The sequence below is a fragment of the Pseudomonas folii genome (genome assembly GCF_014357575.1).
Lineage (GTDB): Bacteria > Pseudomonadota > Gammaproteobacteria > Pseudomonadales > Pseudomonadaceae > Aquipseudomonas > Aquipseudomonas folii.
Genome location: NZ_JACONW010000082.1, coordinates 1 through 25,929, shown reverse-complemented (window position 1 = coordinate 25,929; position 25,929 = coordinate 1). Strand labels below are relative to the sequence as shown.

Below are 25,929 nucleotides of genomic sequence, written 5' to 3'. Positions count from 1 at the left end.
GGTGCCAAGGCAGCCCGCGATCGCTGCCTCGCGGTGCTCGTGCGCTCCTACAGGTCTCCGTTCGCAACAGCGCGGTGTTAGGGAAGAGTGGTGCTGCGCAAAACCGCGGTATGCCCGGCACCCAATACAATTCTCGGCGCTGCCTCGCGAAGCATAGTGACGGCGTTATCCACAGACTCGGCTCGTCCAGTGTGTAGAAGCCAGGCCGCGACGGCCGTAGCACTGCGCGAATAGCCCAGCGCACAGCAGACCAGGACGGGGCCTTGCTGACGCAAGCGTTCAATTGCTGCAGCGGCTATCAGGCATTGCTCGATAGTGGGTACAGTGAGATCCAGCACCGGCACCGCCTGATAACCGCGAGATCCGGCATCCAGTGGTAACTCGGCGGACATATCCACAACAGATTTGAAAGGTAACAGTCCGGATTGAGCAGGTAATCGACCCAACCAGACGTTATCCACAATCAAACTCGGCTCCGGACGGGATCTTGTCCACAGCCTTGAATTTATCCACGCCCCTGCAAGGTAAGGCGCGAATAGCCAGCGCGCTGCTGGGGATAAGCTCCCGTTCTCGCGCTTTTGAAAGCCATTGGCCCCCAGCAGCAGGTAATTGATTGCCACCAACAGCAACGAAACCGCTGGCCAGATCAGCCACAGCCAGCCACCAGCGAGCAACAGGGCCAACGCTGCGCAGACCAGAGCACCCACGCCGTAATACGCGCTCAGCCTTCGCCGTTGCGGATCATGGCTCAGCCTTGCGGACAACGCTGGGCTGCGGCCCTGATCAGGCCATAGCCAGACACAGAACCATCCGGCCAATGCGCCTGTGGGTAAGTCGATGAAGTGATGTTGCCAAGTGGTCAGCACTGACAGGCCGATTAGCGCAAACCAGCCGTGCAACAGCCATCGCCATCCCGCATGAAAGTTACGCAGATAACGGTCGTAGCAGACCCATAACACCACCAGCAGCGCGATGTGCAGCGAAGGTGCTTGATTGAACGGTTTGTCAAAACCTGCCAAAACGGCGAACAGCCAGCCAAACAGCCCGTCCAGTTCCGGACGCTCGAAGGTGAAGCGCAGGGGCCAGAGCAGGAAGCAGGTGACCGCAATCAGTTGCGCGCTGAACAGGCGCAGCGCATGGGTATCCAGCTCGCGTCGTGTCAGACAGGCCAGCAACGAAAACCCGTAAAGCAGGTCGATGGACCAGTAGGGGATGATGGTCCACGCCCAAAACGGCATATCCCGTTCCCAGCCAAACACCAACGTGCCGACATCCGCACGCTGGGCGGTGTACCAGGTGGCGAAGCCGTAGCTGGCGAAGAAAAACGGTGCCAGAAATATCAGCCACACCACGGCCCGCCTCCATAGGCCTGGCTCGCGCACAGTCTTCACTGGATGCGCTGCGCCAGAGACACGCTGAAAATCCCCCATTCATCCACACGCTGGGTGATCTTGCGAAAGCCTGCCGCTTCAACCAGTTGATCCATCTCCGCTTGGCTGCGACGACGCATCACCCAGGCTTGCCCCTCCCGGTGGCTGGTCAGGGCGCGGGCGATCAACTCCAGTTGCGGGTGCCATGGCTGGCCGGTGTACACCAGATAACCGCCGGGCTCTACGGCCGCTGCCAGCCCAGCCAATGAGTCGCCGACCATCTGATTGCTGGCAAACAACTCATACAGACCGGACACCACGGCCAGTGTGGGTTTTGGGTCCAGTGCCGCCAGGTCATGGCGGTCGAAAGCATCCGCCTTGATGAAGCGGGCGATATGGCCAAGGCCCTTTTGCTCGATCAACGCGCTGCCGTCACGCACGTTGATATCGCTGTAATCGCGCAGCAGGATCGATTCCGGCAACGGATCAACCCCCTGCAGCGATTCCAGAATGTAACGCCCGTGTCCGGCGGCGATATCCACAATACGCACCGGTTGGCCCTGGTTACGCAGATAAGCCATGGCCAGGCGCAGCACTTCCTCGACGTTAAGCTTGCGTTGGCGAATACCGCGCCAGCCGATTGAGTTCAGGTAGTTCTGGTCAATCAGCTTGCCCAGTGCAGAGGTGCCACTCGGCTGATTGCGATAGACATAATCCAGCGTACTGCCGGAGTCGAAGCCGGTATCGAAGCCCAGTTTTACACCTGTGGATAACTTCGCGCCCAGACCCATGCTGGCGCGTGTCATTCGCCAGTAAAGGTCACGCAGCGAGTTGTGCGGCAACGGTGCGGCCAGCGCTTCGGATTCGGCACAGGTCGCGCCGATTCTGTCCGCGTCCAGCAGCGAGGGTCGCGAGATCGGTTCTTCGAAGTTTTGCAGGATGAAACGTCGCGCCCGGCTAATCGCCAGGTGACGATTGCGTTCCCCTAACGTGTCGTGGAAGAAGCCCGGCAGGATGTGTTTCTCTTTGCGCACACTGCCCAGCCGTTCGAAGAAGCGTTCCTGCGGGCCGCGATGAACCACGAAATCTGCGCCGGAGATCAGCAATTGCGTCGGTATCGATATCGCCTCGGCGTCGGCAACGACCCGATCAGCCGCTTCGTAAAGTCCCAGCAGAACATTGACCGATATCGCCTTGGTGATCAGCGGATCGCTGTCATAGGACGCTATACGCTGAGGGTCATGGCTCAGGAAGCGCGCCTTGACGTAGCTGTTGACGAAGAAGTTGCCCTTGAATTTGCGCAGCAATGCCAGGCCCGGACGGGCGAAGGGCACGTACAACTTGACCTTGAACGCCGGGGACGCGAGCACCAATGCACGAATTTTCGGTGCATAGTCATGGGCCCAGGTGGCTGCGATCACGGCCCCTACGCTCTGGGCGACAACTGCCATGTTTTCTTCAGCAATGTCGAAGGTGCTGCTCAAGTGATCAACGAAGGTTTGCACGTCGCGCACGCTGGTGGCGAAACTTGGACTGTCACCCCTTGCGCCCGGCGATTGCCCATGACCACGTGAGTCCCAGGCGAAGAAATCGAAACCTGGCAGATCCAGTTCATCTACCAGATGAGCGATGCGTCCTGAATGCTCGTGACCTCGATGAAACAGCAACACTGCCTGGCGTGGAACCGACGGGTCCTGGGCGGTGGCTGGCCAATGGCGATAGAAAAGTTCGACGCCATCATGAGTGCTGAAGCGCTGATCCTGAGCGACACGCATGTCGAAATCCTTATGCTTGTGAGTTGTTGACGACATCTTCCGGATTGGAGGCAGCGACTTCCGTCAGCCCGCGACGAACACGATTGACCAGGGTGTAAACCAGCAGGGCGCTGACGACCGCCAGGATTATGTTTATCCACAGGGCCGAAAGCCAGCCCACGGCAACGCCCGCACCGATCACCCCAAACACGAACGCACGATCGCTCTTGCCCATCGGGCCGTCATACCGACGGGACGCGCCGACCATGGGCCCGAGCACGCCCGCATATTCGCTGATGATTGCTCCCAGCGTCACCATCAGCACCAGCCCGAGGCTGACGTCCGGGATCAACGCGAATGGCAGGAATAGCGCACTGTCGGCTATGACATCAGTCAGTTCGTTGAGGTAGGCGCCGAGCCGTGATTGCTGGCCGAACTCCCGGGCAAGCATGCCGTCGATGGCGTTTAACGCCATGCGCACAATCATCCACAAGGGGATCAGCGCGAACACCCAGAGGTGCGCGGCGAACACCGCAACCAACCCGCTGATCAGCAAAGAAACGATGCAGGCGCTCAAGGTAACCTGATTGGCGGTGACGCCCCGGTTGTAAAGACGCTGGACTGAAGGGCGCAGCAGATTTTGAAAACGGGGTTTGAGCTGATAAATCGAAATCAACGTGAAGCTATCCTTGTCGGCAGGTCAACTGTGCGCCTGTGGATAACCCGACGGCGCGCCCTGTAGTAGTGAAACACAATGCAATGAACGTGGCCTGATGTTCTTTGTGCAGCAGGTCTCATGTGCGGGAGTTTTCCACAGCGACGGTCAGTTAAACGATTTCTAATGGGCGCGATTTCGTGGGACCCGCTTTAGCCGGGAAGAGGGCAGTACAGTCACTAAAGACAGGGCGTGAGGATACCGCCTTCCCGGCTAAAGCCGGTCCCACGTCGAAATCAGCGCTGACAAAAATTTCACTGTTACTGTTATATCGTAACGCCCTATCCTGTAGGTTCAGCCCGCAAGTGCCGGGCTATGGCAGCAACATTCGGTGAGTTCTGGGGCGTCGATGCGGGTTGATCTGGATGTTGAGCACGGCGGCTTGAATGGCCTGCCCAGATTTCAAAGGGCCGCGGTGCATGCGGCGCGGTTAAAACGCCTGACCTGGATAACGGGTGGGGCGGGCATTTTCGGATTGATACTGGCGTTGTTCGCTGACTTGTTTGCAGCGAACACGCTGTGGGCTGCGGTGCTGGTCAACGCTGCAGCCACGTTTCTGTTGTTGGCTGCCGCTCTGCAGTCCGCCCACGGCATTGCGCAATGGCGTGCTTTGGCGTTGAGAGGCGTCGAGCCACATGTCGCGTCGCAAACTCTGGAGCCAGAGGACAGCGGATGGTACGACCGGCTTCTTGGGCGCATCAGTCGGCTAGGTCGCTCGACCTTGACACAGATTGGTGCCCCCACGCTTTGGCTGGCCGGTTGGTCAGTGCTTGCGCTGGTTTGCCTCGAAGCCGTGTGGGACTTGTCGCTACCGGGCAGCGACTTTTCGCGGGTGGGCAGCGTCGCGGGCAGTACGGCGGTGTTATTGGCGTTCGGCCTGCTGGTCCTTGAGCGCCAGTTCAGTGGTGAGCAGGCCGAGTGGCCGGAAGCGGCACAACTGGCGCAGATGATCCGCGTGGCGATTACGATGTTGCTCATTGGCGCGGTTTGTCTGTTTTTCTCCAGTGTCGAACGCCCATGGACGGCACGGCTGGCGGTGTTGAGTGGATTATTGCCGGGCCTCGTGGCCCTTGAACTGCTGATCCGTGCGGCGCTGTCGCTATTCAATCCACGTAATCCCCGTGTCGAGCCGCGTCTGACGGCCAGCAGTTTCATCGCGGGCCTGTTGCGCTGGCCGCCGCAACCTTTGCAGGCCTTGCAGCACGAGTTACATAACCGCTTTGGTATCGACCTGCGGCAGATATGGGCCTTCACCTACATGCGCCGTGCGTTTCTGCCCGTGCTGGCAGTGGTCTTGGCGTTGGGGTGGGCGCTCAGCGGTGTGCATGAAATCCCAATGCAAGGACGCGGCATCTACGAGCGTTTTGGCAAGCCTGTAGAGGTACTCGGGCCCGGTTTGCACGGTGGTCTTCCCTGGCCCTTTGGCCGGGTACTGGCGGTGGAAAACGGCGTGGTTCACGAACTGGCCACCAGCGTTGCCGATGCGAGCGGCATCACTTCTGCTCCCGTGCCTGATTCAGCAGAAGGGCCCGCCCCGGCCAGCACCAACCGTTTGTGGGACGCCAGCCATATCAATGAAAAGTCTCAGGTAATCGCCAGCAGTGCAGGCGACAAGCAGGGCTTTCAGATCGTCAATATGGATGTGCGGCTGGTGTACCGCATCGGCCTGACCGACGAGGCGGCGCTGGCCGCTACGTATAACAGTGCTGATGTGCCGATGTTGATTCGCAGCACGGCCAGCCGGGTACTCGTGCACGATTTCGCTTCGCGCACGCTGGACGAATTGCTGGGTGAGCAGCGCTCCGACCTGGCGCGTGATATCGGCAACGCAATCCAGGCCGACTTGCAGCGCCTCAACAGCGGTGTGGAGATTCTTGCCACGGTGATTGAAGCGATTCACCCGCCTGCCGGGGCTGCCAACGCTTACCACGCGGTTCAGGCCGCACAAATTGGTGCTCAGGCGCTGATTGCCCGGGAGCGGGGCGCGGCCAGCAGCATGTCCAATGTGGCGCAACTCAACGCGACCCAAACCCATGACAAAGCCACCGCCAGCGCTCGGGAAGTCATGGCTGACGCTCAAGCCGCGCAGCTGCGTTTCAGTGCCGAACAGCAGGGTTACGCCAGGGCGGGGCAGGCGTTCTTGCTGGAGCAGTACCTGACGCAACTCAGCCAGGGCCTGGCCCATTCGAAATTGTTGGTGCTCGATCACCGTCTGGGCGGGGCGAACAATGCACCGACCATCGACCTGCGCACTTTCACCCTACCGGCAGACCCAACGGCGCCGCGTAAAGCCGTCCAGTAAGGAGTCGTCCCTTGAGTCTGTTTCATAACCACGATCACGCCGGTCACGATCACAGCGGCCACGGCCATGATGGTCATCATCACGGTCACCACTATCACGGCGAATCATCCGGCTCTGCCGCCTTTCCATGGCGTCGGGGAATGCTCGCGGCACTGTTGATCGCGTTTGCCGTGGCAGCCGCCAGTCTGGTCCAGGTTCGCTCGGGCGAGGCGACGGTCATTACCCGTTTCGGTAATCCTTCGCGAGTGTTGCTGGAGCCGGGTTTGAGCTGGCGCTGGCCTGCGCCTTTCGAGGCGGCAATTCCGGTGGATCTGCGTTTGCGCACCACCTCCAGCGGCTTGCAGGATGTCGGCACGCGTGACGGGTTGCGCATTATCGTTCAGGCCTATGTCGCCTGGCAGGTTCAGGGCGACGCGGACAACGTGCAACGCTTCATGCGAGCCGTGCAAAACCAGCCGGACGAAGCGGCGCGGCAGATCCGCACCTTCGTGGGTTCTGCGCTGGAAACCACGGCCAGCAGTTTTGATCTGTCGAGTCTGGTGAACACCGACGCCAGCCAGGTGCGGATCAGCGAATTCGAAAACCAGCTGCGTCAGCAGATTGATCAACAATTGCTCACCACCTACGGCGTGCGCGTCTTGCAGGTCGGGGTTGAGCGTTTGACACTGCCGTCGGTGACGCTCAACGCCACTGTGGACCGGATGCGTGCCGAGCGCGAAACCATCGCCACCGAACGCACCGCCGTGGGCAAGCGCGAAGCGGCGCAGATTCGTTCGGCAGCCGAGCGTGACGCGCGAATCGTTGAGGCAGACGCTACGGTCAAGGCCGCCGATATCGAGGCTCAATCCCGGGTCGAAGCCGCGCAAATCTATGGTCGTGCCTACGCCGGTTCGCCGCAGCTCTATAACCTTCTGCGTTCGCTGGACACCCTCGGCACCATTGTTACCCCCGGCACCAGATTGATTCTGCGCACCGATGCCGCACCGTTCAAAGTGCTGGTCGATGGCCCGCCCACGCTGGATAGCTCTCAAACGCCGACGGGTAAAACCGGGTCGCAACCATGAGTGAGCATGACGCCTCAGGCAATCAACGACCGGCCTCGAACAACCCATGGTTGCAGGCCAGCCGTCTGGCGTTTCTGGCCCTGTATGGCGTGACGATTCTGGCTGCGTTGGGTTGGGCCGTGTCCAACGTGCGACAGATCGATCCGCAGAACCGTGCCGTGGTGTTACGCATGGGCGCATTGGAGCGGATCCAGAACGCCGGGCTGCTGACCGCCTGGCCGCAACCGTTCGAGCAAGTGGTGTTGTTGCCGTCCGCGGACCGGGTGATTGAACGCCGTGTGGAGACCTTGTTGCGTTCGTTCTCGGCTGTGCAGGCCGACAAGGCTGCAAGCTTTGCGGCGCCCATGAGCGATGCGCTGGCCGGGTCGGGTTATCTGCTGACCGGGGACGCCGGGGTGGTGCAACTGGACGTCACGGTTTACTACAAAGTCAGCGACCCGTACGCCTTCGTCCTACAGGGCGATCATGTGGCGCCAGCGCTGGACCGACTCGTCAATCGCAGTGCCGTGGCGCTGACAGCGGCGCGGGATCTGGACACCATTCTGGTCGCCCGACCTGAGCTTGTTTCGGCTGACAGCCAGTCAGCGGAACGACGTGAGCGCCTGCGCGGCGATCTGGTGCGCGGTATCAATCAGAAGCTTGCAGAGCTGAGTGCCACGGGCGTCGGCATTGGCGTCGAGGTGACCCGTGTCGATGTTCAATCGAGTTTGCCCGGTGCAGCCATCAATGCTTTCAACTCGGTCCTGACCGCCAGCCAGCTCGCTGATCAAGCCGTGGCGAATGCGCGGAACGACGCGGAAAAGCTCATTCAGTCAGCTAACCAGCAGGCAGACCGTACCTTGCAAGTGGCGCATGCCCAGGCATCCGAGCGTCTGGCCAAAGCCCGGACCGATACGGCCACGGTGGCCAGCCTGAGTGAGTCGATGCATTCCGGGAGTGACCCCGGTCTGTTGCAGCGCCTCTATCGCGAGCGCGTGCCAAAGATCCTCGGCCAGGCCGGTTCAGTGACCACTGTCGACCCCCGTGACGATTCCCGCCTGATCATTCAGGGAGCAGAACAATGAGTGGCGAAGCCGTTCACGAACCCGTTGCTACACCCGGGGCGCAGAGCATGCTCAGCGCCCCGGAAAAACGCAGTGCTGCACGCCAATTGACCTTGGCAATGATGGCCCTGGGGCTATTGGGTTTGGGCTTGATCTGGCGTTTTGTCGCGCCGGATCAATATGGCGTCAGCCAGCTTTTGTTGGGCGCGGCATCTCTACTGGTGGCGATTCCGGTGGTCAGCGCCGGTTGGCACAGCCTGCGTTACCCCAGCCTGCATGGCGTGACCGATCAATTGATCGCGTTGGCGATGCTGGGTGCCTGGGCTACCGGAGACCTGATGACGGCGGCGTTGCTGCCAATCATCATGATCTTTGGTCATGTGCTGGAAGAGCGCAGCGTCATCGGTTCTCAGGAAGCCATTCAGGCGCTGGGCCGCCTGACCCGCAGCCATGCGCGGTTGATCAAGGCTGATGGCAGCGTGGAGGAAGTGGATAACTCGATGCTGGCTGCGGGGGATCAGGTTGAAGTCCGTGCGGGCGATCGGGTACCCGCTGACGGACGAGTGATCTCGGGTCAAGCCAGCCTGGACACCGCGCCGATTACCGGTGAATCAGTGCCACTGGAGGCCAGGGCCGGGATTGAAGTGTTTGGCGGGGCGATCAACCTGGATGGTCTGCTGCGTATTGAAGTGACGCGCACGGGTCAGGATTCCACATTGGGCAAGGTGATTGCGCTGATGCAAAGCGCCGAGCGCTCCAAGCCTCCGATCACCCGGCTGTTGGAGCGGTATGCGGGCAGCTACATGGTGCTGGTGTTGCTGATTGCCGCAGTGACCTGGTTCATCACCAATAACGCCCAGGCCATGCTCGCCGTGCTGGTCGCCGCTTGCCCGTGCGCGTTGGTGCTATCGGCTCCGGCAACGGCGATTGCAGGTATCGCCGTGGCGGCCAGACACGGGATTCTGATTCGCAGCTCGGCCTTTCTGGAAGAGCTGGCCGACCTGACTTCGCTGGTCGTCGACAAGACCGGCACCCTGACTTTTGGCACATTGCGTATTGAGTCTGTGCAAAGCGCGGGTCCCGAGTCGCCGCATTTTCTGCCATTGGCGGCAAGCCTGGGCAGCGCCAGCAGTCACCCGGTCAGCCGCGCGCTGGCCAGTTTGATTGCCAAGGATCAGCAGCTGGCGCTCAGCGATATCCGTGAGCTTCAGGGCTTGGGTGTCGTAGCGACGAGTGAGCTGGGCATTGCTGCATTGGGCCGTCCCGAGTTGTTCGAGCAACTGGGTATCACCACCGCAGCGGTCCCGATTCACGACGGTCCGATTGCCGGTCTGGCACTCGAAGGTGTGTTTCTCGGTTGGCTGTTGCTGGCCGATACGCTGAAGCCAGAGGCCCATGCAGCGCTGGCTGAATTGCGCGAGCTGGGTCTGGGCAGGCAGTTGCTGCTGACCGGCGACCGGCATGCTGTAGCGAACACACTGGCTCAGGAAGTCGGCATTAGCGACGTGCAGTCCCAAGCCTTGCCCGAGGACAAATTGACCCGGGTAAGGGCGGAAATAAGCCGCGGCTTCCGGCCTATGGTGGTGGGTGATGGCATTAACGATTCCCTGGCCCTTAAAGCGGGTGTGGTGGGCGTGGCAATGGGTGCGGGTGGCGCCGATATCGCGCTGGCGTCGGCAGACATCGTGCTGATTGGCAGTGATCTTCGTCGGCTGGGAACCTGTGTGCGACTGAGCCGACAATGTCGCCGTACGCTACAGGTCAACGTCATCATCGGCCTCGGTTGGACCCTTGCGATTGTGGCCCTGGCTGCCTTTGGCTGGCTGGGTGCGGCGGGGGCGATGGTCGCTGCGATTCTGCATAACCTGAGCACGCTGCTGGTGTTGGGTAACGCTGGCAGATTGCTGCGGCTGCATGAGCCGTTGGGCGAGCTGCCAGTCACGGCGCAAGGTTAAGTCAGTTATGACTCGCATAAACGGCGAACCGGAGCGATTTGTTAAGTATAAAAAATTGCTTGAGGTTTGAAGAACTCTGTTACAAATTAACAGTCAGTCATGAAGAGTGCTGCATTTTCCAGCTTCATGTCTGGCTCGAATCAGGTGGGGTACAAGGCTGTTCCCGGAGGTCGATTCGTAGTTATTGGCTATAGCGCCTATAGCGGGTTGGTTCTAGTCCAGAACTGATCCTCAACTACGCTTTTCAAGTTCTTGATCATTGGGGGTTTACTCAAATGCTCGCGCAACTTCCACCGGCCTTACAGAATCTGCACCTTCCGCTACGTCTCAAGCTCTGGGACGGTCATGAACTCGACCTCGGGCCCACGCCCAGCGTGACGATTTTCGTCAAAGACCCCCAACTGGTTTCCGATTTTTCCCACCCAAGCCTCGATCTGCTGGGCAGCGCCTTCGTGGAAGGCCGACTGGATATGGAAGGCTCCATCAGTGAGGTCATGCGGGTTTGCGATGAGTTGACCCAGGCGCTGGGTGACGAAGATCAGGAGGGCGGTCCGACTCGCTGCCCGCATGACAAAGCCACAGATGCGGCGTCGATTTCCTACCATTACGATGTCTCCAATGAGTTCTACCAGCTCTGGCTGGACAAAGAGATGGTGTATTCCTGCGCCTATTTCAAAACCGGCAATGAAAGCCTCGAACAGGCGCAGCAAGACAAATTCCATCACCTGTGCCGCAAGTTGCGGCTCAAGCCGGGTGAGTACTTACTGGATGTGGGTTGTGGTTGGGGAGGGTTGGCCCGTTTCGCCGCGCGTGAATACGGTGCCAAGGTATTCGGTATAACCCTGAGCCGCGAGCAACTGGAGCTGGCGCAGATCCGGGTCAAAGCTGAAGGTCTGGAAGACCAGGTGGACCTGCAACTGCTGGATTATCGAGATCTGCCTCAGGACGGTCGCTTCGACAAGGTGGTCAGCGTCGGAATGTTTGAGCACGTCGGCCACGCCAATCTGGCGCTGTACGCCCAGTGCCTGTTTGGCGCGGTGAAGGAGGGCGGGCTAGTGATGAATCACGGTATTACCGCCAAACATATTGATGGTCGCCCGGTGGGCCGCGGTGCTGGTGAGTTTATCGGCCGCTATGTGTTCCCGAACGGCGAGCTACCTCACGTATCGCGAATCAGTGCTGACATCAGCGAGGCGGGGCTGGAAATAGTGGATGTCGAAAGTCTGCGCCTGCATTACGCAAAAACCCTCGAGCACTGGAGCTCCCGACTGGAAACGCATCTGGAGCAGGCCGCTGCCATGGTCCCGGAACAGACGCTGCGCATCTGGCGCTTGTATCTGGCTGGTTGTGCCTATGGTTTTGCCCACGGCTGGATCAATCTGCATCAGATTCTGGCAGTCAAACCTCGCGCCGATGGTGGTCATGATTTGCCGTGGACGCGCGCAGATATCTATCGTTAGTTGATCAACGCGCAGTAGTTTTCACATAGTCTCTGTAGGGGCGCACGAGCACCGCGAGGCCGCGATAGCGGAGCATCAGGCGGACCGCCATCGCTGCCTCGCGGTGCTTGTGAGCTCCTACAGGAAAGTATTCCAAATCATATAGTTATTGTTTTTTGGATAGGAGTAGCAGGCCTTTCCCCTGTCACTTCAGAGGATCGGTGAAATCAGGCGCGCAACGCGCATCCCCAATTGTTGCAAGTGGTGCGTCTCCCGACTTTCCTGTTCCGATACTTCATGGGCGAGTGCGAAGTCGTCGTTAAGCATCTGCTCCACTTCGCTGGCGAAATCGCTGTCGACGGTGAGCAACATCAGTTCGAAATTCAGGCGAAACGAGCGGTTATCAAGGTTGGCACTGCCGATCGCGGTGATCTCGTTATCCACCAGCACCACCTTCTGGTGCATGAAACCTGGCCCGTAACGAAACACCCGGACGCCTGCGCGTACCGCCTCGAAGGCGAACAGCGTCGAGGCTGCATACACCACGTAATGATCCGGACGTGACGGCAATAGAAGACGGACGTCAACGCCGCGCAACACCGCAAGGTGCAAGGCTGCCGACACCGCTTCATCGGGCACGAAATACGGACTGGTGATCCATACCCGTTCGGTTGCCGCATGGATCGCTTCAACGAAAAACAGTGAGCAGGTTTCCTGCTTGTCCGCTGGTCCGCTCGTCAGCAGCTGGCATAGCACGCCATCTTCCGGGAAGCTGTCCGGCAGGCTCAGGGGCGGTAATTCCCGTGTCGCCCAGAACCAGTCCTCGGCAAATGATTCCTGCAAGCAGGCAACCACTGGCCCGATGACTTGCACATGGGTGTCGCGCCAAGGCGCGAGTGGTGGCTTGAGCCCGACATATTCGTCGCCGACGTTGTGCCCGCCGACGAACCCTCGCGTACCGTCAACCACGACAATCTTGCGGTGGTTGCGGAAGTTGATCTGGAACCTGTTGAGCCAGCCGCCGCGGGTTGCGAATGCCTTGATCTGCACGCCACCTTTGCGCAGTTTTTCGCTGTAGCTGCCCGGCAGCGCGTGACTGCCAATGCCGTCGAACAGCACGTAAACGGCCACGCCTTCGGCGGCCTTCTCCAACAGCAGTTCCTGCAAGCGGCGGCCCAATGCGTCGTCATGAATGATGAAGAACTGAATCAGAACCGTCTCTTTCGCTTCGCGGATGGCATCGAAGATTGCACTGAATGTCGCTTCGCCATTGATCAGCAGCTTCACCTCGTTATTGGCGAGTGCCGGGGTATTGCCCAGTTTTGGCATGGCGCGGAGTGACGCATACGCTTCCGAGCGTCTGGCGGCGACGGCCTCTTCAATCCAGGGGCGCCAGTTCATGTCACTGATGGCGGTGCGCATTTCCTGGTTGGCCTGACGTCGCGCCTTGATATAGGCATCGAAGGAACTGCGGCCGAACACCAGGTAGGGAATCAGAGTGAAGTAGGGAATGAACAGCAGCGGCATTGCCCAAGCAATCGAGCCTTGCGCAGTTCGTACTGTCAGCAAGGCATGAATCGCGGCGATAATCCCGAGCAGATGAATGAATCCAATGACATAGCCGAAGAAATACGGGCTGTGGTAATCCATTCTTGATCTTTCCTTACGCACCATTGCTGCTTAACAGACCACAGTGGGTGCGGATTGTCGCTATTTTATTCGCGGTGCAACTGGCTGCATGATCTGCCGTCTAACCCTCATCGTCCGGCGACCATGTGCGGTTGCTCCTGTCCCTTATGGGTTGAACAAGGATCCAGTAATGAAGAAGTCCACCTTGGCATTGATGTGCTGTCTGGTTGCGCCATTGGCTCAGGCGCAAATGCTACAACCCGGTCTGTGGGAGCTGACGTCCAGCAACATGCAAGTAGATGGACAGGCGATGCCGGACCTGCAAATGATTCTGGGGCAACTGAAAAACCTGCCGCCAGAACAGCGCGCCATGGTTGAGCGCAATCTTGAAACTCAGGGCGTAACGCTGGCGGGTAAAGGCGTGCGCTTTTGTCTGACCGATGCGCAGGTCAAAGGCGATGATATTCCGCTGACTGATCCGAAGTCCGGCTGTACCCAGCGCATCACCGAACGCAACGGTAAAAACTGGAAATTCACCTTCAGTTGCCCGAAAGCCCAAGGTAATGGACAGGCTCAGTTCCTCAGTGATCGAGAGTTCACCACCCACGTTATCGGCACGTTCAATGCCACCGGCCAACAGCAGAATGGCAGCATGGACACCCGTGCGGTGTGGCAGGGCGCCCAGTGCGGTGCAGTCAAACCGCGGACTTGATTGCCATTCCTCCCTCGGCGCTCCAGCTACTCTGAGCGACAGCGTCGTGGGCGTGCAGGCTTTCAGCGTGCACGACCTTCACCGTGAAGGCCTTGAGCGCCGGATTACTCTGCAATGCTTGATGCAGGCGACGGGCAGCGTCTTCGCAGAACATCAGGTTCTGCCCGTTCGCTAAAGCGAAAGCCTGCTCATCTGCACGCTTGACCGCCGTTTGTACCGCAGTTCCGAGCGCAGCTTCAGCTTGGTCAATCAGGCTCAGCATCGGAAATTCCTCAGAAAAATCCTCCAGTTGCACGTGGAGATGGGCATTGCTGCGCTGGCTATGCGGCGTGGCAACGATACCTTCGGCAGTGCCTAGCCATTCCAGAACGCTTTGGTAATCCAGCTCAGCGCTACCGAAGTCGTCAGCGAATTGCTGTTGGATCAACTGCCTGGCTAGAGCTGCTGAGCAAGGGCAGGTGGATGAATAGGCCACGTCAATTTTTAGTTCCACGTGGAACATATCGTTTTCAACGCTTGCCAAGATGCTGATTGGATAGGCTTTCCAGCCTGCCAACGGGCTGATCAGCGCCGGGCGTTTGAGCAGGCATTCAGTGTGAATATTCAGATAGGCGCGCCGAGACAAGCCTTCGTGACTATCAAGGAAGCGTGCCAGCACCTGCCTGACTAAGGGCATGTTCAGCTTTTCGCCTTCCAGCCATTCAAGTGCGAGATACAGGCGCGACATGTGGATACCTCTGGCGTTGCCGTCGTCCAGGCTAACCCCCGCGTCGACCTTCGCGCTCACGTGCTGTCCCTCAATGCGCAGGGGCAGGGCGATGCCGCACATACCCACCCAATCCAGCGGCTGTGCCTGGCGTGAGGCTTGGGCGGCGATATCCGGAAGTGAAGCAAGTTTCATGAAAGAGGCCATCAGTCGAGTAAATCATCACGTTATACTATAACTATAATTTCGACGATTTCTTTTTTTGGGCTGGGATGCTCTTCACCTTCGAATGGGTCATCGCATGCACCGCCGTCAAATTCTGCTCAATTTCTTGCTGGCCAGTGCAGCCTTCGCACTGCCGCTGGGCGTCAATGCAGCTCAGATACGCAACGCCCGCCTGTGGCGAACTGCCGACAAACTTCGGCTGGTGCTGGATCTCAGTGGTCCAGTGCAATACAAGACCTTCACCCTTGGGGCACCAGACAGACTGATCATCGACATCAGCGGCGCACGCCTGAGCGGGGATTTCAGTCAGCTCGCGCTGCAAGACACGTTGATCAAATCCATTCGCTCCGGGCACTACGGGCAGGGTGATGACACGCGTATTGTTCTTGATCTGGCCGGGCCTGTGAAACTCAACAGCTTTCTGCTGGGGCCTGCTGGCGATCAGGGCCATCGTTTGGTTCTGGACCTGGGCGCTGAGGGCGCCGCTGCGCAACAATTGGCGGCGCAGCCGGTACAGCGTGCGCCGATGGTCAGTGACAAGCAGCGCCCCAAGCGCAACATCATGGTGGTGGTCGATCCGGGGCATGGCGGTAAGGACCCAGGCGCGGTAGGGGCCAAGGGCGAGCGGGAAAAGGACGTGGTGCTGTCTATCGCCCAGCTGTTGGCCAAGCGACTGAAACGGGAAAAAGGCTTCGACGTCCAACTGGTGCGCAACGACGATTTCTTCGTGCCGCTGCGCAAGCGCGTCGAGATTGCTCACAAGCACAACGCTGACATGTTTATCTCGGTGCACGCCGACGCGGCACCGCGCCTGACCGCTTCCGGCGCATCGGTGTTTGCTTTGTCCGAAGGCGGCGCAACATCAGCCACTGCACGCTTCATGGCGCAGCGCGAAAATGGCGCGGACTTGCTGGGCGCAACCAGCCTGCTCAACCTCAAAGACAAGGACCCTATGCTGGCCGGGGTCATCCTCGACATGTCCATGAACGCCACCATCGCCGCCAGCCTGCAACTGGGCAATACCATCCTCGGCAGCCTGGCGAACATTACCGCCCTGCATCAAAAACGCGTCGAACAGGCCGGCTTTGCGGTGCTCAAGTCGCCGGACGTGCCGTCGATTCTGGTGGAAACCGGATTCATCTCCAACGCCAAAGACAGCCAGCGGCTCGTGACAGCACGTCATCAACAGGCTGTGGCGGATGGATTGTTTGAAGGGTTGCAGCGGTACTTTCAGCGTAATCCGCCGGTTGATTCGTACATGGCTTGGCAGCAGGAGCAGGAGCGAGCCGGGCAGGTTTAGCTTTAATTTAAGTTGTGGGAACGTCTGTATTCCTGAAAAAACACTGTAATGAAGTAAACACGGCCCCTGTAGGAGTGAGCTTGCTCGCGATTCGATTTTCTTTCGATAAATCATCGCCTGACCTGCCGCTATCGCGAGCAAGCTCACTCCTACAAAGATCTGTTTACTATATGCATTGTTATACTATAACCTAAATCAGGTGATTGACCGGTGCCTGGCACCGCCATGCGAACAGGGTCTAAACCCTGCAACCTGATGAGATTCCCGATGCCAAACCGCCTTCCCGTAACCGTGCTGTCCGGCTTTCTCGGTGCCGGTAAAAGCACGTTGTTGAACTACATACTGCGCAATCGCGAAGATCTACGGGTCGCCGTGATCGTCAACGATATGAGCGAAATCAACATCGATGGCGGCGAAGTTCAGCGCGATGTGAGCCTGAACCGTGCGGAAGAAAAACTCATCGAGATGAGCAATGGCTGCATTTGCTGCACCCTTCGCGAAGACCTGCTCGAAGAAGTCAGCCGTCTGGCCCGGGACGGCCGTTTTGATTATTTATTGATCGAGTCCACCGGTATTTCCGAGCCGTTGCCAGTCGCAGAGACTTTCACTTTTCGCGACGAGGCCGGTAAGAGCCTTACTGATATGGCGAGGCTGGACACCATGGTCACCGTCGTCGACGGGGTGAATTTCCTGCTCGACTATCAGGCAGCAGAAAGCCTCGCGACCCGGGGGGAGACGTTGGGTGAAGATGACGATCGCTCCATCACCGATTTGCTTATCGAACAGATCGAGTTCGCTGATGTGATTCTGGCCAGCAAGATCGACCTGATCAGTTCCAGCGAACGCGAAGAGCTGATCGCGATTCTGCAGCGACTCAATGCGAATGCCGAAATCATCCCGATGGTCATGGGCGAGGTGCCGTTGGCGAAGATCCTCAACACCGGTCGTTTCGACTTCGAACGGGCGTCATTGGCTCCCGGCTGGCTCAAGGAATTACGCGGTGAGCACGTGCCGGAAACCGAGGAATATGGCATTGCTTCCACGGCGTATCGCGCTCGGCGACCCTTTCATCCGGAGCGCTTCTTCAGCTTCATTGATCGCGAGTGGACCAACGGCAAACTGCTACGTTCCAAAGGCTTCTTCTGGCTGGCCAGCAAACATCAGGACGCGGGCAGTTGGTCTCAGGCCGGAGGTTTGATGCGCCACGGCTTTGCTGGTCGCTGGTGGAGGTTCGTGCCGCGTGCGCATTGGCCTCAAGACGAAGAAAACATCACCGCGATCATGGATAACTGGACCTCAAACACCGGTGACTGCCGCCAGGAACTGGTGTTCATCGGCCAGAACATCGATTTCGCGCAGCTCACCGCCGAACTGGATAACTGCTTGCTCACCGAGGCGGAAATGGCCCTGGGCACTGATGGCTGGGCGGCGCTCCCCGATCCGTTTGGCCCGTGGCATGAAATGGAGGCGGCGTAATGCTCGCGACAGTATTGAACTGGCAGCCCCGTATTCGCCAGGTTCAGGGCGATACTCCGGCCGTTCTTAGCCAGGTATTGGAAGACGATGTGAATCTGGCGGTCTGGCAGCGTCAGTTGCCTGCGCACATCGAAGACTTTGGCGCGCTGCTGCTCTCCATGAATGAACCTCTGGCGGAGGCCATCACACTGGAGATGAGCGAGAACGATACGCCGCCGAATCTTCAGCACTTTGCTTCGGCTTATGCCGATCTCGAAGGCTATACAGGTTTTATAGCCGACGTCTCATGGCTGATCAGCGCTTATGCCTGCCTGTTGGGGGCCAAGCGTGTCGGGGTTAGATTACGGGTACTGGATAAAGCCATGTGCCCTCGTTTTCATGTCGATCACGTACCGGCGCGCCTGATAACCACCTATGCCGGTATCGGCAGCCAATGGCTCAAAGAGGGTGCAATGGATCGTCGTCAGTTAGGCGACCCGCAGGCCGAGCCTCGTGATGCGCTGAAAATCAGGCAGATCAATTGCGGCGACGTGGCATTGCTCAAGGGCGAGCGCTGGATCGGCAACGAAGGCCAAGGCCTGATACACCGCTCGCCGCCGTTGCAGCGTGATGAGCGGCGGTTGCTGCTGACCCTGGATTGGTTGGCTTAGAAGCATATTGGGCATGAGATCTGCTCTGTGTGAGAGCAGGCTCTGCTCTCACAAGAATCACTGATGACGTGGGACCGGCTTCAGCCGGGAAGAGGCCGGGACAGTCACTACTTTTTCATCGTCAGAAATGCCGCTTTCCCGGCTGAAGCCGGTCCCACGTCAGCTTGCCGACAACATAGACTCTCCCACAGTAAAGTCGTACCAGCTATTCAAGGCACCAACCACTTCCCCTGACTCTGCCCCTCGCAAAACGGCTTCAAATACTGCGCGTCGCTGGCGACGCCGTAATAGTGAATGTCTTCGCGATAAGGCATATTGGCGACTTGCGCGTTGCTGCAAATGCCAAAGGCTCCGGTGGGGCATTGCTCCAGAAACGTCACATCGGTTTTCTGCCCTGCGAGTTGCGGCTGGCAAAAGCCGTCATGAAACAATTTGGGCGGGATGTTGCGATTGGCCTGACAGACTTTCACGTCCAGCCGCTCGGCCTGACTGTGCACCAGACACGCCTCGGCCCATGCGTTTCCTGCACTCGTTGCCAGTATCATCCCCAGGAACATCCCGATTCTGGCCTTAAACGCCTTCGTCATAAGCGACCACCATGCTGCAGAACATCCCGACCCACGTCATCGGCGGACCTTTGGGGGCAGGCAAGACCAGCCTCATCAAACATCTGTTGGCGCAAAAGCCGGCAGATGAGAGATGGGCGATCCTCATTAATGAGTTCGGTCAGATCGGCCTCGACGCCGCGCTGCTGACCACGGCCGATGATGGTATCGCACTTGGCGAAGTGGCTGGCGGTTGCCTGTGCTGCGTCAACGGCGCGCCCTTTCAGATTGGATTGGGTCGTTTGCTGCGCAAGTCCCGACCACATCGATTGCTGATCGAGCCGTCCGGCCTCGGCCATCCTGTGCAGTTGATCGAACAGTTGCAGCAAGCGCCCTGGCTGGGTGTGCTCACGGTTCAGCCCAGCGTCATGGTGCTCGACGCCGCAGGATTAGGCGCTGGTCATCCTCTGCCGCCGAGTCAGGCGTCAGCGCTGGAGGCTGCAGGATTGTTGGTGCTGAACAAATCAGCAGACCTGGATCTATCGGCGCGACAGAAGCTTATTAGGCAATTGCCTGCAGGCGAGTTGATCTGGACTGAACAGGGTCGCATTTTACTGGCGCAATTGCCCGGCGTGTCCGCAAGGTCCGATTTGCCTGGGGGTAAATCTGCTGTGGATAACCTCGTGTTGCCCAAGAGCCTTGGGCAACTTCCTGCTGTATGGACTGATCCAGCGCAGCCTATTTGTCTCAGTCAGTCTCAACAGGAAGGCTGGAGCATCGGCTGGCGTTGGCACCCCAGCCAGCGCTTCGACCTGGCCCGGCTGGAAATGTGGTTGCAGGGGATGAACTGGCGTCGCGCCAAACTGGTTATTCACAGCGAGAAGGGGTGGCTGTCTGGCAACGCAGTCGCTGGGGATGCTGTGCAGTGGCGGGCCAGCGAGTGGCGACGGGACTCTCGGCTCGAATTGATCTTCATGCAGCCCCAGGATGAAACCCGCTTGCAGACTGAACTGACTGCTTGTTTGCTCTAGAACAACTTATCCACAAGTGGCGCGTGATCTACTGCTTCCACTTGTTGTGTTCTTGCCGCCATTGGCTCAGTTGGATAACTTCTGCGCTGGGGGGTGGCGTTTTCATTTCGAAGGGGTAGGGTGCCAGCTCAATCTGCGCGCTGTGGGCCCCAAACATGGTGATGGTGCCGGGGTGACGCTGCTCGCCGGTGACGGTGAACTCGAAGTTATACACACGGGCCAGCCGTTTGCGGCCCTGTGAGTCCTTGGCAAACGTTAATTTGCGCAACGCCACGTTGCCGTCCAGCAACTCCACATCCAGTTTCGCGCAGTGTTGTTTGACGCGGTCCAAGGCGCGTTCGCGCAATCCATGGGCGTGCCATAGCCATGCCGCACCGGTAGCCAATAGCATCAGGACAAACATGTTTCCCAGGGTCAGCATGAAGAAGCACTCCAACAAAGTGCCACCAGCTTAACTGTGTCCGGGGATTTGCAGCCATACTGCGCGACTTAAATTTCTTACTACTGCACTTGCATCGTGTTCAGGAACCCCAGATGAAACGTACACCCCATTTGCTCGCCATCCAGTCCCATGTGGTTTTCGGCCACGCAGGCAACAGCGCTGCGGTGTTTCCGATGCAGCGAATCGGGGTGAATGTCTGGCCGCTCAACACGGTGCAGTTTTCCAATCACACCCAGTACGGAAAGTGGGCTGGCGACGTGCTGCCCCCGCAACAGATTCCCGCGCTGATTGACGGTATTGCAGCGATTGGTGAGTTGGGCAATTGCGATGCGGTGCTTTCCGGCTATCTGGGCAGCGCCGCTCAGGGCCGAGCGATTCTGGTGGGCGTCGAGCGGATCAAAGCCGCCAATCCTAATGCGCTGTATCTGTGCGATCCGGTGATGGGGCATCCCGAGAAAGGCTGCAGCGTACCCGCCGAAGTCAGCGATTTTCTTCTCGAAGAAGCGGCGGCTGTGGCGGACTTCATGTGCCCGAATCAGTTGGAACTGGATAGCTTCTCTGGCCGTAAACCTGAGTCGTTGTCCGATTGCGTGGCCATGGCGCGCGCCTTGTTGGACCGAGGCCCGAAAGCCATTGTGGTCAAACATGTGGATTACCCTGGCAAGCCTGCTGACGGCTTTGAAATGTTGCTGGTGACCGCCGATGGCAGCTGGCACTTGCGTCGCCCGCTACTGGCCTTTCCGCGCCAGCCAGTGGGTGTTGGCGACCTCACGTCCGGATTGTTCCTGGCGCGTGTGCTGCTCGGGGATGAACTGGTCGCGGCTTTTGAATTTGCCGCAGCGGCGGTGCATGAAGTGCTGCTGGAAACTCAGGCGTGCGGCAGCTACGAACTGGAACTGGTCCGCGCCCAGGACCGCACGGCTCATCCTCGGGTGAAGTTTGAGGCGGTGCGGTTGTAGAGTGTGGTCAGCACGGTTCCCTGTGGGAGCTGGGCTTGCCCGCGATAAACGATCACGCGGTGTATCTTATATCTGCGTCTCATATATCGCGGGCAAGCCCGGCTCCCACAGGAATAGCATTCCAATTGATAGTCTGTATTGCCTGATATACCGGGGTTGAGTCTCGCCTTAGAGCGTCTCGTCCTTGATTTCCTGATAACGCTTTTCCAGTTCCTGGCGGATCTGCCGACGCTGTTGGGCCTGAATGTAGCGGCGTTTGCCATCCGGGCTTTCTGGTTCCAGCGGCGGGACGCTGGCCGGTTTGCGCTGATCGTCCACAGCAACCATGGTGAAGAAACAGCTATTGGTGTGGCGCACCGAGCGCTCGCGGATGTTTTCCGTGACGACCTTGATGCCCACTTCCATTGACGTGTTGCCGGTGTAGTTCACCGACGCCAGGAAAGTCACCAATTCACCCACATGGATGGGTTCGCGAAATATCACCTGATCCACTGACAGCGTCACCACGTAACGGCCTGCATATCGGCTCGCACAGGCATACGCAACTTCGTCGAGATATTTCAACAGGGTGCCGCCGTGTACGTTGCCAGAAAAGTTGGCCATGTCCGGGGTCATCAATACAGTCATCGACAGCTGGGCGTTTCCGGGTTCCATAGCGTACTCACGATCAAGGCGGTTCAGAAATTGCACCTTATGACGGTGCTTACGGATTCAAGCGTTGTGTGACAGTTATCGGGACGCTTACTGGCTACAGGCCGTCACGCGTGCAGCCGATCTGTTTCCATATATTGCACCGGCTTTATCGATGAATGCGCGGTGTTAACCTGCAAAAGCTCGTGGATCGGGCAATTTCTTACAAATTAATCAGATTTCTGCACTGCAGTGGCTGAATTTTCCTTCGTCTTGGGGAGAATTTGGCCCGCCGCAATGCGTTTTATAAGGAGCCGGAACCATGCATGCCATCAGCTTTATTCAGGATTTGGCAGTGATCATGCTGGTGGCTGGCGTCGTGACCATCCTCTTTCATCGCCTCAAACAGCCCGTCGTGCTGGGCTACATCGTCGCGGGTTTCATCATAGGCCCCCATACACCGCCGTTCGGGCTGATCCATGACGAAGACACGATCAAGACCCTTGCCGAACTGGGGGTGATTTTCCTGATGTTCTGCCTGGGGCTGGAGTTCAGCCTGCGCAAGCTGTTCAAGGTTGGCGCAACGGCCTTCATTGCAGCGTTTCTCGAAATTACCCTGATGATCTGGATCGGTTATGAAATCGGTCAGTACTTCGGCTGGAGCACCATGGATTCGCTGTTCCTCGGCGCGATCCTCGCGATTTCTTCGACGACCATCATCGTCAAAGCGCTCAACGACCTGAAGATGAAAAACCAGCCCTTTGCGCAGCTGATCTTTGGCGTGTTGATCGTCGAGGACATTTTGGGCATCGGCATCATCGCCTTGTTGTCCGGGATCGCTGTCAGTGGCTCGGTCAGCTCGGGCGAAGTTTTTTCCACCGTCGGCAAGCTGTCGCTGTTCATGATCGTTGCGTTGGTGATCGGTATTCTGGTGGTGCCGCGCTTGCTGGCTTACGTGGCGAAGTTTGAAAGCAATGAGATGCTGCTGATTACCGTGCTGGGCCTGTGCTTCGGCTTCTGTTTGCTGGTCGTGAAACTGGAATACAGCATGGTGCTGGGCGCGTTCCTGATTGGCGCGATTATGGCCGAATCGCGCCAATTGCTGAAAATCGAACGCTTGATCGAGCCGATTCGTGACATGTTCAGCGCAATCTTCTTCGTCGCGATCGGCTTGATGATCGATCCCGCGATCCTGGTTCAATATGCCTGGCCGATCGCAGTCATCACCGTTGCGGTTGTCCTCGGCAAGATGCTGTCCTGCGGGCTGGGTGCTTTTCTCGCAGGTAATGATGGTAAGACCTCGCTGCGGGTGGGTATGGGCCTGTCACAGATTGGCGAATTTTCCTTCATCATTGCGGCGCTGGGCATGACCTTGCAGGTCACCAGCGACTTTCTGTATCCGGTGGCGGTCGCCGTCTCCGCTATCACGACGTTGCTGACGCCTTATCTGATTCGCGGTGCCGACCCTTTGTCGAACCAACTGGCGAGCATCATGCCTCGCCGCGTAGCGCGGGTGTTTGGCATGTACGGTGAGTGGCTACGCAGCATCCAGCCGCAAGGCGAGGGTGCCCTGCTGGCGTCGATGATTCGGCGGATTCTGTTGCAGGTCGGGGTCAATCTGGCGTTGGTCGTCGCTATCTTCTTCTGCGGGGGCTATTTCGCCGAGCGCATCGGCGTGTACATCAGCGACTGGGTCAGCGACGTGGGTCAGCAGAAAGCATGGATTTGCGGGGCTGCCTTGTTGCTTTCGCTGCCTTTCCTGATCGCGGCCTATCGCAAGCTCAAAGCGTTGTCGATGCTATTGGCTGAGATGGGCGTCAAACCGGAGATGGCGGGTCGGCACACGGCGCGAGTGCGCAAAGTGATCGCCGAGGTGATCCCGCTGCTGTCTTTGCTGGTGATCTTCGTCATGCTCGCCGCGTTATCCGCCAGCATCCTGCCGACCAACGAATTGCTGATTCTGATCGCCGTGATCGCAGCCATCGTCGCGGCAGTTGCGTGGCGCTGGTTCATCAGAGTGCATACCCGCATGCAGATCGCGTTGCTGGAGACGCTGGGGAATAATCAGGAGTCGAATGGGCATTAGGTCGGAACGTACACCCTATTCTCCTGTGGGAGCGGTGCTTGCCCGCGATAAGGTCAATGCGATCTAAAGTGAACCGCGTCCAGCCTTATCGCGGGCAAGCACCGCTCCCACATGAAGCAGACAGTGGGCTACATGACTCAGCTTTCCAGCCAGACGTCCCGCGCCCAGTGCCATACCGATTCCCAGCTCTCTTCGGTGACCAGCTCTTCTTCGCCGGACCACAGCACCACGGTGCCGTCTTCTTCGACGCAGTAGTAGTCCTCACCGTCCTGGCAGATAGGGATCAGCTCGCGCGGCACGCCGATGTCCCAGGCGGAGGCGGCGACTTCCGGCAGGTAAGTGTGCGATCCAGGGTCGGTAACCGTCACCGGCTCCAGACTGCCATACACCACGTCGCTCACGGTCAGGAGAAATTCCTTGAAGACGAAGGGGATGTTGATGAACAGCTGTTCTTCGACCTCAACGAGTTGATCCTCGTCGGGCAGCTCCAGCGGAACCGGAACAGGTTCATTCGCTTCGCGTAATTGTTCAATGACTTCTTCCACGGCCTGGCTCCTCTGACTTGATGGCGCGGTTTATACAGTAGCTTAAAGCGTTTCTCAAAATAACTATCCCAACGGATAAAACAAAAACCCCGGACAAGTCCGGGGTTTCTGCTTACGCGTGGAGCGGTCTAAATCAACCGTTCTGGCGAATACCTGCAACCAGCCAAGGCTGATTATCACCCTGAGCACGTTCCATGTTCCAGCTTTCGCTGAACACTTCACCCTGATCGAAGCGCGAAGACTTGGACACACCACTGAATGTCAGCGTGGCGATGGTCTTGTCTGCGCGATCATCCAGGCCGTCCAGTTGCACGGTCAGGTTGTCGATATAGGTCGACTGGAAGGCGTCGCCCAGATCCGCACGTTCTTTTTTCAGGAACTGCAGCATTTGTGGGGTCACGAACTCTTCGATCTTGTCCATCTCGTTCGCGTCCCAGTGCTGTTGCAGCGACTGGAAGTGGCTACGAGCGGCTTCAATGAAGCGGGTTTCGTTGAACCAGGCCGGAGCGTTGATCACCGGAGCGGCTGCCGATGCTGCACCCGAACCACCGAAGATGGAGTTCTGTGCAGGCTGTTGAGCGTTTTCACGCTGGTAGGTCATCGGGCCAGCGGCGGTAGCCATTTGCTCGCCTTGTTGCTTACGACGACGTGCCGCGATGAAGCGGAAGATCAGGAAGGCAATGACCGCCATGATCAGGATGTCGAAGATCTGCATCCCCTGGAAGCCGTCGCCCATGAACATGGAAGCGAGCAGGCCGCCGGCAGCGATACCGGCCAATGGGCCGAGCCAGCGGGAAGCACCGCTAGCAGCAGGGCGACCAGCAGCGGTTGGTGCTGCAGCTGGAGTGGTCGGAGTGGCTTGGCGCGACTGGTGACTTGGCGCCGAGCCCATGCTCTTGCCGCCACCGAAACGCGCAGCATTGGCTTCGAAGCTCATGGTGAGCCCGATGCACAACGCCATAGCGATGCTTAGAAAACGTTGCATAAGGGTATTCCCGTTTTGTGGATTGCACGCGCGCCATATTGCATAGGGCATATGTGTCTGGCTAGCGGCCATATGTTTCCGGCTTTTGCGTGATTGCCGAAGACCCTATGTAGATTGGTCCGTAGGGCATTGGCGAAAGTTCTGTAGGATGGATCGCCGGACAGTGTCATCTATATGGTGCTGGGCGCATGGAGATTCAAGCGGGATGGCTTGAAGGCCGGATGCGGTGGTTCAGGCCTGCCGCCTCGCGAACGAGTCCGCTCCTGCTACTAAGTGCGCTGTGAACGCTCAAATGTGGGAACTGAGCTTGCTCGCGATGAACGATACGCGGTCTGTCTGGCAAACCGCGTCGCGAATATCGCAGGC

General features: G+C 58.5%; 22 protein-coding genes. 12 read left to right on the top strand and 10 right to left on the bottom strand.

What is annotated here, in order from left to right; all coding sequences use genetic code 11:
- Positions 1-77 precede the first annotated feature (77 nt).
- Genes H8S59_RS16820 through H8S59_RS16810 form a run of 3 tightly spaced genes read right to left on the bottom strand, consistent with a single transcriptional unit; the run spans position 78 to position 3,800 of the window.
- Complete coding sequence (locus H8S59_RS16820) at positions 78-1,391, bottom strand: dual specificity protein phosphatase family protein (RefSeq protein WP_187522169.1); 1,314 nt, start codon at positions 1,389-1,391, stop codon at positions 78-80.
- Positions 1,388-3,145 (bottom strand): bifunctional alpha/beta hydrolase/class I SAM-dependent methyltransferase, encoded by a 1,758-nt coding sequence (locus tag H8S59_RS16815; RefSeq protein ID WP_187522167.1) that lies wholly within the window; start codon positions 3,143-3,145, stop codon positions 1,388-1,390. The genes H8S59_RS16820 and H8S59_RS16815 overlap by 4 nt, the downstream gene beginning before the upstream one ends.
- A 10-nt stretch (positions 3,146-3,155) precedes the next feature.
- Entirely contained in the window at positions 3,156-3,800 is a 645-nt protein-coding gene (locus H8S59_RS16810; RefSeq protein ID WP_187522166.1) for a CDP-alcohol phosphatidyltransferase family protein, read from the bottom strand.
- A 388-nt stretch (positions 3,801-4,188) separates the two neighbouring features.
- On the opposite strand from H8S59_RS16810, the gene hflK (H8S59_RS16805) reads away from it, so the two are divergent.
- The 5 genes from hflK (H8S59_RS16805) (at position 4,189) to cfaB (ending at position 11,663) form a co-directional block, all read left to right on the top strand.
- Positions 4,189-6,141 carry a protease modulator HflK gene (hflK, locus tag H8S59_RS16805; RefSeq protein WP_187522168.1) on the top strand — a complete coding sequence of 651 codons (1,953 nt, stop codon included), beginning with the start codon at positions 4,189-4,191 and terminating at the stop codon, positions 6,139-6,141.
- 11 nt (positions 6,142-6,152) lie between these two features.
- Positions 6,153-7,205, top strand: a complete 1,053-nt coding sequence (gene hflC, locus H8S59_RS16800; protein ID WP_187522165.1) for a protease modulator HflC — start codon at positions 6,153-6,155, stop codon at positions 7,203-7,205.
- Entirely contained in the window at positions 7,202-8,269 is a 1,068-nt protein-coding gene (gene hflK / locus H8S59_RS16795; RefSeq protein WP_187522164.1) for a protease modulator HflK, read from the top strand. Before hflC ends, hflK (H8S59_RS16795) begins: the two co-directional genes overlap by 4 nt.
- Positions 8,266-10,203, top strand: a complete 1,938-nt coding sequence (locus H8S59_RS16790; RefSeq protein WP_187522163.1) for a cation-translocating P-type ATPase — start codon at positions 8,266-8,268, stop codon at positions 10,201-10,203. The genes hflK (H8S59_RS16795) and H8S59_RS16790 overlap by 4 nt, the downstream gene beginning before the upstream one ends.
- Positions 10,204-10,478: 275 nt before the next feature.
- Positions 10,479-11,663: a C17 cyclopropane fatty acid synthase CfaB gene (gene cfaB, locus H8S59_RS16785; RefSeq protein WP_187522162.1), complete on the top strand. Its 1,185-nt coding sequence runs from the start codon at positions 10,479-10,481 to the stop codon at positions 11,661-11,663.
- A 189-nt stretch (positions 11,664-11,852) separates the two neighbouring features.
- Here the strand turns inward: cfaB and cls are convergent, their stop codons facing one another.
- Complete coding sequence (gene cls / locus H8S59_RS16780) at positions 11,853-13,292, bottom strand: cardiolipin synthase (RefSeq protein ID WP_095093075.1); 1,440 nt, start codon at positions 13,290-13,292, stop codon at positions 11,853-11,855.
- A gap of 169 nt (positions 13,293-13,461) precedes the next feature.
- Here cls and H8S59_RS16775 point away from each other — a divergent pair, with 169 nt between their 5' ends.
- Entirely contained in the window at positions 13,462-13,983 is a 522-nt protein-coding gene (locus tag H8S59_RS16775) for a DUF3617 domain-containing protein (RefSeq protein ID WP_087269329.1), read from the top strand.
- Here the strand turns inward: H8S59_RS16775 and folE2 are convergent.
- Positions 13,967-14,884, bottom strand: coding sequence for a GTP cyclohydrolase FolE2 (gene folE2, locus H8S59_RS16770; RefSeq protein WP_187522161.1), 918 nt, complete (start codon positions 14,882-14,884; stop codon positions 13,967-13,969). The two genes, H8S59_RS16775 and folE2, sit on opposite strands and share 17 nt — an antisense overlap.
- Positions 14,885-14,990: 106 nt before the next feature.
- On the opposite strand from folE2, the gene H8S59_RS16765 reads away from it, so the two are divergent.
- The 3 genes from H8S59_RS16765 (at position 14,991) to H8S59_RS16755 (ending at position 18,340) form a co-directional block, all read left to right on the top strand.
- On the top strand, positions 14,991-16,214 hold the full coding sequence (locus H8S59_RS16765) for an N-acetylmuramoyl-L-alanine amidase (RefSeq protein ID WP_187522160.1): 1,224 nt from the start codon (positions 14,991-14,993) through the stop codon (positions 16,212-16,214).
- 267 nt (positions 16,215-16,481) lie between these two features.
- Positions 16,482-17,690 (top strand): zinc metallochaperone GTPase ZigA, encoded by a 1,209-nt coding sequence (gene zigA, locus H8S59_RS16760; RefSeq protein ID WP_187522159.1) that lies wholly within the window; start codon positions 16,482-16,484, stop codon positions 17,688-17,690.
- Positions 17,690-18,340 carry a DUF1826 domain-containing protein gene (locus tag H8S59_RS16755; RefSeq protein WP_187522158.1) on the top strand — a complete coding sequence of 217 codons (651 nt, stop codon included), beginning with the start codon at positions 17,690-17,692 and terminating at the stop codon, positions 18,338-18,340. Before zigA ends, H8S59_RS16755 begins: the two co-directional genes overlap by 1 nt.
- A 209-nt stretch (positions 18,341-18,549) precedes the next feature.
- On the opposite strand, the gene H8S59_RS16750 is transcribed toward H8S59_RS16755, so the two are convergent.
- Entirely contained in the window at positions 18,550-18,897 is a 348-nt protein-coding gene (locus H8S59_RS16750; RefSeq protein WP_425504584.1) for an NADH:ubiquinone oxidoreductase, read from the bottom strand.
- A 41-nt stretch (positions 18,898-18,938) separates the two neighbouring features.
- Between H8S59_RS16750 and H8S59_RS16745 the strand changes: the two genes are divergently transcribed.
- The gene (locus H8S59_RS16745) at positions 18,939-19,916 is read left to right on the top strand and encodes a CobW family GTP-binding protein (RefSeq protein ID WP_187522156.1); all 978 of its coding nucleotides are present in this window, start codon (positions 18,939-18,941) and stop codon (positions 19,914-19,916) included.
- A 28-nt stretch (positions 19,917-19,944) separates the two neighbouring features.
- On the opposite strand, the gene H8S59_RS16740 is transcribed toward H8S59_RS16745, so the two are convergent.
- A complete protein-coding gene (locus H8S59_RS16740) occupies positions 19,945-20,337 on the bottom strand; it encodes a DUF3301 domain-containing protein (protein WP_187522155.1) in 393 nt (130 codons plus the stop codon).
- A gap of 113 nt (positions 20,338-20,450) precedes the next feature.
- On the opposite strand from H8S59_RS16740, the gene pdxY reads away from it, so the two are divergent.
- The gene (pdxY, locus tag H8S59_RS16735; RefSeq protein WP_095093068.1) at positions 20,451-21,317 is read left to right on the top strand and encodes a pyridoxal kinase PdxY; all 867 of its coding nucleotides are present in this window, start codon (positions 20,451-20,453) and stop codon (positions 21,315-21,317) included.
- A gap of 168 nt (positions 21,318-21,485) precedes the next feature.
- On the opposite strand, the gene H8S59_RS16730 is transcribed toward pdxY, so the two are convergent.
- Positions 21,486-21,971: an acyl-CoA thioesterase gene (locus H8S59_RS16730; RefSeq protein ID WP_027901706.1), complete on the bottom strand. Its 486-nt coding sequence runs from the start codon at positions 21,969-21,971 to the stop codon at positions 21,486-21,488.
- Between the two features lie 298 nt (positions 21,972-22,269).
- Between H8S59_RS16730 and H8S59_RS16725 the strand changes: the two genes are divergently transcribed.
- Positions 22,270-24,033 carry a cation:proton antiporter gene (locus H8S59_RS16725; protein ID WP_187522154.1) on the top strand — a complete coding sequence of 588 codons (1,764 nt, stop codon included), beginning with the start codon at positions 22,270-22,272 and terminating at the stop codon, positions 24,031-24,033.
- Between the two features lie 137 nt (positions 24,034-24,170).
- On the opposite strand, the gene H8S59_RS16720 is transcribed toward H8S59_RS16725, so the two are convergent.
- On the bottom strand, positions 24,171-24,578 hold the full coding sequence (locus tag H8S59_RS16720; protein WP_027901704.1) for an SMI1/KNR4 family protein: 408 nt from the start codon (positions 24,576-24,578) through the stop codon (positions 24,171-24,173).
- 133 nt (positions 24,579-24,711) lie between these two features.
- Positions 24,712-25,563: a Tim44 domain-containing protein gene (locus H8S59_RS16715; RefSeq protein ID WP_095093066.1), complete on the bottom strand. Its 852-nt coding sequence runs from the start codon at positions 25,561-25,563 to the stop codon at positions 24,712-24,714.
- Between the last annotated feature and the right edge of the window lie 366 nt (positions 25,564-25,929).